The sequence below is a fragment of the Streptomyces sp. NPDC093801 genome (assembly GCF_040701585.1).
In the GTDB taxonomy this organism is placed as follows: domain Bacteria; phylum Actinomycetota; class Actinomycetes; order Streptomycetales; family Streptomycetaceae; genus Streptomyces.
This window is the reverse complement of sequence record NZ_JBFBDP010000022.1, coordinates 111,253-123,026: the sequence shown is the minus strand read 5'-3', so window position 1 is coordinate 123,026 and position 11,774 is coordinate 111,253. Positions and strand designations below refer to the sequence as shown.

Below are 11,774 nucleotides of genomic sequence, written 5' to 3'. Positions count from 1 at the left end.
TTCGCAAATTCGATCTCTGATATTCAGACATCGATTTGCAGGCGATTAGCGGGAGTTGTGACACCGGTCACCGGACCGCGCACGGCTCGTGCGCCGTACGCGGTCCACTCCCGCGCCGGGCGGGCGTCAGCTCAGCGTCACCTGGCGGTTGGTGAGTCCGCCGCGCGCCCGCCGCTCCTCGGCGGTCAGCGGGGCGTCGGCGGCCAGGGCGGTGGCCAGGCGCTCCGCGAACTCGGCGGCGGGCTTCTCCACGTCCTCGGCGGTGACCCCGGTGGGCAGGTCCCAGACGGGGACCATCAGGCCGTGGGCGCGGAAGGAGCCGACGAGCTTGGTGCCCTCGCCGAGGGAGGAGGTGCCCGCCGCGTGCAGCCGCGCGAGGGCGTCGAGCAGCTTCTCCTCCGCGTGCGGCATGACCCAGCGGAGGTGGTTCTTGTCCGGGGTCTCGCACCAGTAGGCGGCGTCTACGCCCGTCAGCTTGACGGTCGGGATGGCGGCGGCGTTGGCGCGCTCCAGCGAGGCCGCGATCTCCGGGGAGGCGTTCTGGGCGCTTTCCGCGTCCGGAATCCAGAATTCGAAGCCGGCGTGCACAACCGGCTCGAAAACGCCGTCCAGGTCCAGGAGATCCTGAAGTCGGGGTCCCTCGGCCGGCACGCGGCGGGCGGCGACCGGGTTGCCGGGCTCGGTGGCGAGCGCGCGCTCCAGGGTGTCGGCCATGTCGCGGGCGAGGTCCCCGGAGGTGGACTCGTTCTGGAGGCCGAGCAGGACGGAGCCGTCCTCGCGCCGCAGGGCCGGCCAGGCCATGGGGAGCACGGTCACCAGCGTGACGGACGGGACGCCCTCGGGCAGGCCGCCCTTGAGGTTCAGCGGCACGGTGGCCGCGGGGACGAGCTCGCGCAGCGCCACCCAGTCGCACTCGCCCGGCAGTCCCTCGAAGGGGCGCCGCACGTGCTCGGTGACGGCGTGCGCCGCGGCCGCTCCGTGACAGGCCTTGTAACGGCGCCCGGAACCGCAGGGGCAGGGCTCGCGCGCGCCCACCACCGGGATCTCCCCGTTGTCGAGCTGAGGCTTCGCGGTCTTCGCGGCGGGGCGCTTCTTGGCCATCGTGGGTGTCTCCCGGTTGCGGCGGTACGGCGGTGTCTCTGGGCGCGAGCCTAGCCGTTCGTACCGCCGGAACCGGCGGGGTGCGGCCGGGAGCACGGTCGGCGTGCGCTCCCGGGGCCGCGTGTGCGGAGGGCGGGTGGTGCCGGTCGACGGCGCCGGCGGCCGAGGGGGCAGGCGGGCGACGCCGGCGGACGGCACGGACCATTGACGCCGGTCGGTCGGTCGGTCGTGCGGGCCGGGCCGTCGTACGTCGAGACATCGGACGTCGGGCGTGGGGACCGTCGTATGCCGGGACCGTCGGGCGGCGTGGGCGTCGGGCGTCGGGACCGTCAGGCGTCGAGATCGTCGAAGGCGGCGGCGAAGTCGATCGCGGGGGGAGCGACGCGCGTAGCGAAGTCGTCGTGCCGGTGCCCCCGGGCGACGATCACCCATACGGTGACCTCGCCGGCCGCTCCGTCCCGGACGCCCCAGTCCTGGGCCAGCGCGCTGATGATGTTCAGCCCCCGGCCCCCGTGCGCGGTGACCGAGGGGGTGGCCGGGACCGGGCGGGTCGGACCGCCGCCGTCCGTCACCTCGACGGTCAGCCGCCCCGCCTTGTCGACGCACCACGCGGCGCGCACCTCGCCGTCACCGACGTCCCGGGCGCCCAGCGGCCGGCCGTGCCGGCAGGCGTTGCTGAGGAGTTCGGAAAGGATCAGTACGGCATCGTCGACGACCGATTCGGACACTCCGCTGATGCGCAGCTGTTCGCGCATGCGGTGTCGCGCCTCGCCCACGCCCGCAGGACCATGGCGAATGTCCATGCACGACGACGTGGGCACTTCCTGTGCCATCACCAACGCCACCCCCGGAACCTCCTTAGCCCCACGCCATGGTCTGGATGCCCCACTGGCCTGGACCGGAAACCGCCGGCACACACACCTCTGACGCATTCATGACCAACGAATGCGGAGTGGATGCGCCGGGGCACGCCCTGTCACGGGTGGGGTTCCTGCGACGGGTGCGCAAATCGGGACGTCAGCGTCCGAGCTGTGACAGAACCTGGCGCGGCCGGTTCGTGATGATCGCTTCCACACCCAGATCAGCGCAAAGCTGAACATCGTCCGGATCGTCCACGGTCCACACGTGGACGGAGTGCCCCGCTGCCTGGAGCTTGCGGATGAAGCCGGGGTGGCCGCGGACGATCCGCATCGCCGGTCCCGCGATCCGCACGCCCGCGGGCAGTCGGCCGTCGCGCATCCGGGGCGAGACGAACTGCATCAGGTACACGGTCGGGACCGTCGGGGCGGCCGCCCGCACCCGGTGCAGGGAGCGGGCGGAGAAGCTCATGACCCGGACGGGGTGGGGGCCGGCGGCGGGCGGGGCGTCCAGTCCGAAGCGCTTGAGGAGGAAGAGGAGGCGCTCCTCCACCTGTCCGGCCCAGCGGGTGGGGTGTTTCGTCTCGATCGCCAGCTGCACGGGCCGGCCGGCGTCGGCCACCAGCTCCAGCAGCCGCTCCAGGGTGAGCACGGAGGTGCGCTCGGGGTCGCCGACCCAGTCGGGCGACTCCTCGCGGTCCTTCCAGGAGCCGAAGTCCAGGGCGGCCAGCTCGGCCAGCTCCAGTGCCGAGACGGCGCCCCGGCCGTTCGAGGTGCGGTTCACGCGGCGGTCGTGGACCAGCACCAGGTGGCCGTCGGCGGTCAGCCGGATGTCGCACTCGAGGGCGTCGGCGCCGTCCTCGATGGCCTTCCGGTAGGCGGCCAGGGTGTGCTCGGGAGCATCCTCCGAGGCGCCGCGGTGGGCGACGACCTGGATGGGGCGCGGCGTTGCGTGGGTCACCCGGTCATGGTGCCACCGAGGGACCCCCGCGCGTCGGGGTGACTCCTGGAGGTGTGTCCGATATGTCGGATATAAAGGAGAGCGGTAGACGCACAGGTCCGGCTTACAGTGCTCTGACGGGTCATGGGAAAGGCTTCACCCTGGAACTTCTATGGTGCATCGAACGTTCAGTCGGACCGATGCCCGGAGGGTGTCGGGTCGATATCGCCTGATATTTCCAGCAGCCGTATTGGCCGTGCAAGCCGTGTGTGACGAGGAGAGAGAGCTGTGAGCACCGAGAACGAGGGCACCGCGGCCCCGACGCCCCCCGCGGCCCCGTCCGCACCCCCCGTGCCGGTGGCCGCCTCCACCCCCGAACCGGCGGCGCCGCCGGCGCCGCAGGACGCCCCGGCTCCGGCCCCGGCGCCGCAGGACGCCCCGGCTCCGGCCCAGGGCGCCGAGCACACCCAGCAGCTGCCCCCCACCCCGCCGGCCCCGCCCGCACCCCCGGCGTACGGCCACGAGCAGCCCCCGGCCGCCCAGCCGGCCGGCCCCGCGACGGCGGCGTACGGTGCCGAGGCCTGGCCCCCGCCCCCGCCGGCGGTCCCCGCCTACGGTGCGGGCGGAGCGGCCGGCGGCCAGGGCGGCGGCACCTGGGGCGTCCCGCTCACCGCCGACGGCGCTCCGCACCCCAAGCCGAAGGGCCGGGGCGGGCTGATCGCGGCGGTCCTGGTGGCGGCCCTGCTCGCGGGCGGCGTGGGCGGCGGCATCGGCTACTGGGCGGCCCAGCGCGACCACGCCGGCACCGGTTCGACCACGATCAGTGCGACCAACACCCCGAAGGACCTCAAGCGGGACGCCGGCTCCGTCGCGGGCCTCGCGGCCTCCGCGCTGCCCAGCGTGGTCACCATCGAGGCCTCGGCGGGGGACGGCGAGGGCGGCACCGGCACCGGGTTCGTCTACGACGAGCAGGGCCACATCCTCACCAACAACCACGTGGTGGCCTCCGCCGCGAACGGCGGCAAACTCTCCGCCACCTTCCCCGACGGCAAGAAGTACGACGCCGAGGTCCTGGGCCGGGCCCAGGGCTACGACGTGGCCGTCATCAAGCTGAAGAACCCGCCGGCGAACCTCAAGCCGCTGGCGCTGGGCGACTCCGACAAGGTCGCGGTCGGCGACCCGACCATCGCGATCGGCGCCCCCTTCGGCCTGTCCAACACGGTCACCACCGGCATCGTCAGCGCCAAGAACCGTCCGGTTGCCTCCGGCGACGGCTCCGGCGGCAAGAACTCGTACATGAGCGCGCTGCAGACGGACGCCTCCATCAACCCGGGCAACTCCGGCGGTCCGCTGCTCGACGGCCGCGGCGCGGTCATCGGCATCAACTCGGCGATCCAGTCCGCCGGCAACGGCGGGTTCGGCGGCGGCCAGGCCGGCTCGATCGGCCTCGGCTTCGCCATCCCGATCAACCAGGCCAAGAACGTCGCCAAATCGCTGATCGACACGGGCAAGCCGGTCTATCCGGTGATCTCGGTCTCCGTGGACCTCCAGGCCAAGTCGGACGGCGCCAAGATCTCGGAGCAGGGTGCCCCGGCCAACGAGCTGGTCGATCCGAACGGCCCGGCCGGCAAGGCGGGCCTCAAGCCCGGCGACATCATCACGGAGTTCGGCGGCAAGCAGGTCGACAGCGGCCCGACCCTGATCAGCCTGATCTGGACGTACAAGCCGGGCGACACCGTGAAGCTGACCTACCTGCGCGGCGGCAAGCCGACCACGGTCGACATCACGCTCGGCTCGCGCGTCGGCGACAAGTAGCGGCGCGCACCGGGAAGCCGCTCGACGGTGGCTTGATGGGAGGGGCCGTGGCCGGGAATCCGGCTACGGCCCCTCCCAACATCCGCTTATGCTTCCCTGGTGTTCGATTCACGGCACATACGGACATTCCACGAGGTGGTCGCCGCAGGCTCGTACTCGGCCGCCGCCCGCGTCCTGGGCTACACCCAGCCCGCGATCACCCAGCAGATGAAGGCGCTCGAACGCGCCGTCGGCACTCCGCTGTTCACCCGCGTGGGCCGCAGGATGAAGCTGACCGAGGCCGGGGAGTCCCTGGCCCGGCACGCGGAGTCCATCCTCGGCAGCCTCTCGGCCGCCGAGGCCCAGCTGAAGGCGTACACGAGGCTGCGCACCGGGCGCGTACGGGTCTGCGGGTTCCCCAGCGCCAACGTCACCCTGGTCCCGGAGGCCCTCAGCGGCCTGGCCAAGGACCATCCCGGGGTGCAGGTCGAGCTGCTGGAAGGGGAGCCGCCGGAGTCCCTGCGCAGGCTCCAGCGCGGCGAGTGCGACATCACGCTCGCCTTCACCTACCCGGGGCTGCACGAGGAGGTCCCCGAGGAGGTCGCCGAGGTCAGGCTGCTGGAGGACCAGCTGACGGTGCTGCTGCCGACCGGACACCCGCTCGCCCGCCGCCGGGCCGTGCAGTTGGCCGACCTCGCCGAGGAGAAGTGGATCGCCGGCTGTCCGCGCTGCCGGGCCAACCTGCTCCACGAGTGCGCCGAGTTGGGCTTCGTCCCCGACATACGGTTCGCCACCGACGACAACCTCGTCGTCCAGAGCCTGGTCGCCCAGGGGCTGGGGGTGGCGATGATGCCCGCGCTGGTCCTGCCCTCGCTCTCGCTGAGCAGGGTCTGCGGCCGGGTTCTGGAGCCCGCCGCCCGGCGTCACATCGCCGCGTACGTCTACCGCGACCACCTGCGGATCCCGGCGACGGCCGTGGTGCTGGACGAGCTGAAGCGGGTCGCGTCGAACCGGGTCGGCTGCTGACCGGCGGCGCCCCGTCGTCCCCGATCCATAAGCTGTGGTTGGGTTTTCAGGTCACAACTGTCGTTGGACGTGATGGATCGGCCGTCGGACGCTGCTTGTATGACCACCACCACGCCGGCCCGTACGACCACGAGGATGGCCGCCCTCGTCAGTGAGATCCGCACGGTCGTCGACCGGGGGCTGGCCCCGGACCTGACCGCCTACCTCGTCGGCGAGCGCCTCTCCCCGCACCTGGGCGCGTCCGACCTGCTCACCGCGGAGCAGCAGGAGGGAGACCCGGAGCGCTACCGGCAGCACATCCTGCACGCCGAGCCCGACGGCAGCTTCTCGGTCGTGGCGCTGGTCTGGATGCCCGGTCAGGAGACCTGCATCCACGACCACGTGTCCTGGTGCGTGGCCGGAGTGCACCAGGGCGAGGAGAGCGAGCGCCGCTACCGGCTCGCGCCCGGCGCGGACGCGGCCCGTCTGGTGGCCACCGAGGACGTGGTCAACGCCCAGGGGGAGGTCTGCGGCTTCGCCCCGCCCGGTGACATCCACAAGGTGCGCAACTCCTGTACCGACAAGGCCATATCGATCCACGTCTACGGAGCCGACGTCGCCCGGCTGGGCAGCAGCATCCGCCGCGTCTACACGCTCCCCGTCGACTGATGGCCCTCCTCCACCGCCCGCAGACCGAGGCGGTCCCCGTTGTTTCACGTGAAACACCCACGCCCTGGCCCGGCCTCGCACTGGCCGCCGGCGGCGCGCTGGTGGCCTGGTGCGTGCACCGCCTGGTTCCCGGCGTACCGATGCTGACCGCCTCGGTGGTGCTCGGCATCGCGGTGGCCCACGTCCCCGGCGTACGGACCGTCGTACGCGGGCCGGCCCGCCCGGGCCTGTCGCTGGCCGGGCGCCGGCTGATGCGGATCGGCATCGTCCTGCTGGGCCTCGGCCTCGGCCTGGACCAGGTGCTCCGGCTGGGCTGGGCGACGGTGGCGATGGTGAGCGCCGTGGTCGCGGCCACCTTCTTCGGCACGATCTGGCTGGGCCGCCGTCTCGGACTCCCCGGCGACCAGCCCCTGTTGATCGCCACCGGGTACTCCATCTGCGGGGCCTCGGCCATCGGCGCGGTCAGCGAGGTGTCCGGCAGCGACGAGGAGGACGTGGCCGCCTCGGTGGCCCTGGTCACCCTCTGCGGCACCCTCGCGATCGCCGTACTCCCCCTGCTCCAGGGCCCCTTGGGCCTTTCCGACCTGGCCTTCGGGCGCTGGGTGGGTGCGAGCGTCCACGACGTGGGCCAGGTGGTGGCGACCGCCCAGACCGCCGGCCCCGGCGCGCTCGGCGAGGCGGTGCTGGTCAAGCTGATGAGGGTGGCCCTGCTGGCCCCGCTGGTGGCCGCGGTGGCCTTCTCGATGCGGGCCCGCCGGCGCGGCGTGCGCACCGCCTCGGGGAAGCGGCCTGCGCCGGTGCCGCTGTTCGTCGCCGGGTTCCTGGTGGCGGCCGCGGTACGTGCGACGGGCCTGCTGCCCCACGCGGCCCTGGACTGGGCGCACACCGCGCAGGAGGCCCTGCTGGCGGCGGCCCTCTTCGGGCTCGGCAGCGCCGTTCACCTGCCGACCCTGGCCCGTACCGGCGGCCGTGCCGCACTGCTGGGACTCGGGGCCTGGGTGGTGGTGGCAGGGGTCTCCTACGCCGGGGTGCTCGTGACCGCATGACCGCCCGACCCGGGGGGAGTTGGCCAATTCCTGGCCGGAACCGAACGAACGTCCGGACTGCCCCCTGACATCTCCGGGCCCTCGTGCGACCCTGCCCCCGCAAGCCGAACAGCCGATCCGCACCGACAGCTCTTCACCCCACCCTGCCCGGCTCCGTCCGGTCCGGGCACGGAAGAAGGAGTCCTGCGTGAATCGTCCTCGCACGGCGCTGTCCGTCCTCCTCGCCGCGGGCGCCCTGCTCGCCGCCACCGTGACGGCCACCTCCTCCTCGGCGGCCGCGGAATCGCCCTCCTCGTTCCGGCCCCGGCAGACCCCCGGCTTCTGGACGGCCGAACGGATGCGGCAGGCGACACCGCTCGACGTGGCGGCGTCCCCGGCCGGGGTCCGCGCGGCGCCCGCGACCACGGCCCTGCCCAGCCGTGTGCCGCCGACCTCCCCCACCGCGTTCCCGCAGGCCGGCGGGGCCTGGACGTCCGGCGGGGCGGTCGTGAAGACCTCCGGCCGGGTGTTCTTCACCTTCCAGGGCCGCACGGCCTCCTGCTCGGGCGACTCCATCACCAGCCAGAACGGCAGCACGGTCATCACCGCCGGGCACTGCGTGAAGTACCAGGGCGCCTGGCACACCGACTGGATCTTCGTCCCGGGGTACGACAACGGCAACGCCCCGTACGGCCAGTGGCCGGCCACCAAGACCTTCGCCACCGACCAGTGGGCGGCGAGCGAGGACATGAACACGGACGTCGGCCTCGCGGTCGTCGCCCCGCTGAACGGCCAGAAGCTCAGCCAGGTCGTCGGAGCCCAGGGGATCCAGTTCAACGGGGCCTACAACAAGAAGATGTACTCCTTCGGCTTCCCGGCGGCCGCACCCTACGACGGCACCAAGCTCGTCTACTGCAGTGCCAACACGGGCAAGGACTTCCTGCTCACCAAGGACCACAGCATGTCCTGCAACATGACCGGCGGCTCCAGTGGAGGCCCCTGGTTCCAGGACTTCGACGAGTCGACGGGCCTGGGCACGCAGGTCTCGGTGAACAGCTTCGGCTACAACTTCCTGCCGAACACGATGTTCGGCCCGTACTTCGGCAACGAGGCCAAGGCGGCCTACGACAAGGCCCAGACGTCCTGACCCCCGCCGCGGCAACTCCCACCCCAGCCACCCCCACATCCCGGTACTCTGTACCGGCCAGGTGGGTTGCCCGAGCGGCCTAAGGGAACGGTCTTGAAAACCGTCGTGGCGCGAGTCACCGTGGGTTCAAATCCCACACCCACCGCCACAGGCCGGCGCGTGCGCCGGCGGGAAGGGGCGCCCCTCAGGGAGGGGCGCCCCTTCTGCGTGCCCGCGTGCCCGTCCGGCAGGCCCTGGTCCTTCCGGGTGGTGTTTGTCTGAAGATCGGCGCGCGTCGCCGGGGGCGTGCGGTTGCGGTCGCATCATGACGAATGTATGCAGATCCGCCCGTCGGAACATCGCGAATCGAGGCGTTCGTCATGACCCACCGCAGCAGCACCACGTCGATCTGGACCTCCCTCCTCGCCGCGCTCGTGGCGCTCCTGGCCGCGCTCGGACTGGCGGGCAGGACGGCTCCGGCGGCGGGTGCGCCGACCGCGGTGGCCACTCCTTCGGCCCCCGTCGTGCGGCGGACGGCTCCGGTTGCGCGGCGGACCTGGCGGGCGATGATGCGCGGCGGTTCGCTCCCGCCGACGATCAAGCAGCGGATCCGGGCCGAGGCCCACGGCAAGAGCCCGTCCGTGCGCCGTTCCTCGACCGCCGCCGCCCTGGCGCCCGCCCCGGACCGGGAGTCGGTCGCACTCGCCGCGTAGCGGGAGCGGAAGCCGTGGCAGGGGCGTGAGCGGGAGCCGCGGCTGGGGTGCGAGGACATCGTGCGCGACGGCGCACGGGGGTCGTGGCGGGGCGCAGCGGGCTTGCTCCGGCGGATTGCGGGGGCGCGCGGGGGCGTGGAGCTTGGTACGGCAGGGTCGCAGGGCCGGGAGACGGCGGGGTTCCCGGACGGCGCGGCCCTCTTCGGCATGTCCGGGACGCGCAGGTCAACGGCTCCGCCTTCACGGCGATCCACCGGGCCGACTCCCGGGCGCGGTGAACTTCTTCCGGTGGCGGCAGGGGCCTCCTGAACCCCGTCGTACGGCCATCGCGGGGCTTCCCGACCTTGACATCCCCGGTAAATCTGACGGACAGTCAGTTCCACTCGTCCGATGTGATGCCGGGAGGCCAGCGCCGTGCACCTCGCTCCGTCCGAAGGGCAGTCACGGCTCCGCGCCGAACTGCGCGAGTACTTCCGGGACCTGCTGCCGAACGGGGTCCCCGACGACCCGGCAGCCCAACGCGCCCTGCTGCGCCGCATCGGCGCCGACGGGCTGCTGGGCCTGGGCTGGCCCGTCGAGTACGGGGGCCGGGGCCGCGGCCCCGACGAGCAGTTCGTCTTCTTCGACGAGGCCTACCGGGCCGGCGCGCCCGTCTCCATGGTCACCCTCAACACCGTCGGTCCCACCCTGATGAAATACGGGACCCCGGAGCAGAAGCAGTACTTCCTGCCCCGGATCCTGCGGGGCGAGACCGTCTTCGCCATCGGCTACTCGGAGCCCGAGGCCGGCACCGACCTCGCCGCCCTGCGCACCCGGGCCGTCCGCGACGGCGGCGACTGGGTGATCGACGGACAGAAGATCTTCACCTCCAACGCCCAGAACGCCGACTGGATCTGGCTCGCCTGCCGCACCGACCCGCAGGCCCCCAAGCACCGGGGCATCTCCATCATCCTGGTGCCCACCGACAGCCCCGGCTTCTCCTGGACCCCGATCGACACCGTCGGCGGCCTCACGACCACGGCGACGTACTACGACGGCATCCGGGTCCCCGCCGGACACCTCGTCGGCCCCGAACACGGCGGCTGGGGCCTGATCACCAACCAGCTCAACCACGAGCGCGTCGCCCTCGCCGCCATCGGCATGCAGGCCGAGGACTTCTACGAGGCCGCCCGCGCCCATGCCCGCACCCCCGACCCCGTCACGGGCGAACGACCGGCCGACCTGCCCTGGGTCCGGGCCCGGCTCGCCGAGGCGCACGCCCGGCTGGCCGCCGTCCGCCTCCTCAACTGGCGCCTCGTCCAGGACGTGGGCGCCGGCACGCTGGCCCCCGGGGACGCCAGCGGCGTGAAGTTCCTCGGCACCGAGTCCGCCGTCGAGGTGTACCGGATCTGCCAGGAGGTGGTCGGGGAGGAGGCCCTCGTCCGCGGCCCGCAGGCCTTCCTCGGCGGGGAGCTGGAGCGGATGAACCGCGCGGCCCAGATCAACACCTTCGGCGGCGGGGTCAGCGAGGTCCAGCGCGAGATCGTCGCCATGATGCGGCTCGGCATGAAGGGGAGGAAGCGATGAGCACCGACCGGGCCACGGCCGACCGGGCCACCGCCGCCGAGGCGTCGGACGCCGCCGCGCGGGAAGCGGAGCTGCTCCGGCGCCTCAGGGCCTTCGAGGGCCGCCCCGCCGCCACCGGCGGCCGGGGCAAGGACCCGGTCAACGCGCCGATGATCCGCCACTGGTGCGAGGCCATGGGCGACACCAACCCCGCCTACACGGGCCCCGACGCCATCGCCCCGCCCACCATGCTCCAGGCCTGGACGATGGGCGGCCTCTCCGGCCACACCGGCCGCACCTCCGCCTACGACGAACTCCTCGCGCTCCTCGACGGCGCGGGCTGCACCTCCGTGGTCGCCACCGACTGCGAACAGGAGTACCTGCGCCCGCTGCGCCCCGGCGACGAGGTGACCTTCGACGCCGTGATCGAGTCGGTCTCCCCGCGCAAGACCACCAAGCTGGGCACCGGGCACTTCGTGACGACCCGGATGGACGTCCGCGCCAACGGCGAACCCGCCGGAACGCACCGCTTCCGCATCCTCAAGTACGCCCCGGCGGCGCACCGGCCCGCACCGCCGAAGCCTGCGGGGACGGCGGGGCCGCAGCGGCCCCGCCCCGTGGTCAACCGCGACAACCAGGGCTTCTGGGACGGAGTCCGGGACCACAGGCTGCTGATCCAGCGCTGCACCGCCTGCGCCACCCTGCGCTTCCCCTGGCTGCCCGGCTGCAACGCCTGCTCCTCCCCCGGCTGGGACACCGTCGAGGCGAGCGGCGCCGGCACCGTCTTCTCGTACGTCGTCATGCACCACCCGCCCTTCCCGGCCTTCGACCCCCCGTACGCGGTCGCCCTGGTCGAGCTGGCCGAGGGCGTGCGCATGATCAGCAACATCACCGGTGTCCCGTACGACAAGGTGCGCATCGGCCTCCCCGTCCGGCTGGAGTTCCTGCGCGTGGACGACACCCTCGAACTCCCCGTCTTCCGTGCAGAGGCGGGCTGAC

General features: G+C 72.8%; 11 protein-coding genes and 1 tRNA gene. 9 read left to right on the top strand and 3 right to left on the bottom strand.

Annotated features, from left to right (window positions below):
- Positions 1-126: 126 nt before the first annotated feature.
- From AB0469_RS25505 to AB0469_RS25495, 3 genes are all read right to left on the bottom strand, one after another.
- On the bottom strand, positions 127-1,101 hold the full coding sequence (locus tag AB0469_RS25505) for a DUF5926 family protein (RefSeq protein WP_366453753.1): 975 nt from the start codon (positions 1,099-1,101) through the stop codon (positions 127-129).
- Between the two features lie 329 nt (positions 1,102-1,430).
- Positions 1,431-2,033: an ATP-binding protein gene (locus tag AB0469_RS25500; protein WP_366453752.1), complete on the bottom strand. Its 603-nt coding sequence runs from the start codon at positions 2,031-2,033 to the stop codon at positions 1,431-1,433.
- 85 nt (positions 2,034-2,118) lie between these two features.
- Positions 2,119-2,919 (bottom strand): glycerophosphodiester phosphodiesterase, encoded by an 801-nt coding sequence (locus tag AB0469_RS25495; protein WP_366453751.1) that lies wholly within the window; start codon positions 2,917-2,919, stop codon positions 2,119-2,121.
- A 267-nt stretch (positions 2,920-3,186) separates the two neighbouring features.
- On the opposite strand from AB0469_RS25495, the gene AB0469_RS25490 reads away from it, so the two are divergent.
- The 9 genes from AB0469_RS25490 (at position 3,187) to AB0469_RS25450 (ending at position 11,773) form a co-directional block, all read left to right on the top strand.
- Positions 3,187-4,713 carry a trypsin-like peptidase domain-containing protein gene (locus AB0469_RS25490; RefSeq protein WP_366453749.1) on the top strand — a complete coding sequence of 509 codons (1,527 nt, stop codon included), beginning with the start codon at positions 3,187-3,189 and terminating at the stop codon, positions 4,711-4,713.
- A gap of 99 nt (positions 4,714-4,812) precedes the next feature.
- Positions 4,813-5,718, top strand: coding sequence for a LysR substrate-binding domain-containing protein (locus AB0469_RS25485; RefSeq protein WP_366453748.1), 906 nt, complete (start codon positions 4,813-4,815; stop codon positions 5,716-5,718).
- A 99-nt stretch (positions 5,719-5,817) separates the two neighbouring features.
- A complete protein-coding gene (locus tag AB0469_RS25480; RefSeq protein ID WP_366453746.1) occupies positions 5,818-6,366 on the top strand; it encodes a cysteine dioxygenase family protein in 549 nt (182 codons plus the stop codon).
- A complete protein-coding gene (locus AB0469_RS25475) occupies positions 6,366-7,412 on the top strand; it encodes a putative sulfate exporter family transporter (RefSeq protein WP_366453745.1) in 1,047 nt (348 codons plus the stop codon). Before AB0469_RS25480 ends, AB0469_RS25475 begins: the two co-directional genes overlap by 1 nt.
- A 187-nt stretch (positions 7,413-7,599) precedes the next feature.
- Positions 7,600-8,538, top strand: coding sequence for a peptidase (locus tag AB0469_RS25470; RefSeq protein WP_366453744.1), 939 nt, complete (start codon positions 7,600-7,602; stop codon positions 8,536-8,538).
- A 60-nt stretch (positions 8,539-8,598) separates the two neighbouring features.
- A tRNA-Ser gene (locus AB0469_RS25465) sits at positions 8,599-8,686 on the top strand.
- A gap of 211 nt (positions 8,687-8,897) precedes the next feature.
- Entirely contained in the window at positions 8,898-9,230 is a 333-nt protein-coding gene (locus tag AB0469_RS25460) for a DUF6344 domain-containing protein (protein ID WP_366453743.1), read from the top strand.
- Between the two features lie 414 nt (positions 9,231-9,644).
- Complete coding sequence (locus AB0469_RS25455) at positions 9,645-10,796, top strand: acyl-CoA dehydrogenase family protein (protein ID WP_366453741.1); 1,152 nt, start codon at positions 9,645-9,647, stop codon at positions 10,794-10,796.
- Positions 10,793-11,773 (top strand): OB-fold domain-containing protein, encoded by a 981-nt coding sequence (locus AB0469_RS25450; protein ID WP_366453740.1) that lies wholly within the window; start codon positions 10,793-10,795, stop codon positions 11,771-11,773. Before AB0469_RS25455 ends, AB0469_RS25450 begins: the two co-directional genes overlap by 4 nt.
- Position 11,774 lies beyond the last annotated feature (1 nt).

Bases quoted from the DNA above. Each gene is read 5' to 3' on its own strand.
- AB0469_RS25505 (WP_366453753.1), bottom strand. From the start codon at position 1,101: ATGGCCAAGAAGCGCCCCGCCGCGAAGACCGCGAAGCCTCAGCTCGAC.
- AB0469_RS25500 (WP_366453752.1), bottom strand. From the start codon at position 2,033: ATGCGTCAGAGGTGTGTGTGCCGGCGGTTTCCGGTCCAGGCCAGTGGG.
- AB0469_RS25480 (WP_366453746.1), top strand. From the start codon at position 5,818: ATGACCACCACCACGCCGGCCCGTACGACCACGAGGATGGCCGCCCTC.
- AB0469_RS25475 (WP_366453745.1), top strand. From the start codon at position 6,366: ATGGCCCTCCTCCACCGCCCGCAGACCGAGGCGGTCCCCGTTGTTTCA.
- AB0469_RS25460 (WP_366453743.1), top strand. From the start codon at position 8,898: ATGACCCACCGCAGCAGCACCACGTCGATCTGGACCTCCCTCCTCGCC.
- AB0469_RS25450 (WP_366453740.1), top strand. From the start codon at position 10,793: ATGAGCACCGACCGGGCCACGGCCGACCGGGCCACCGCCGCCGAGGCG.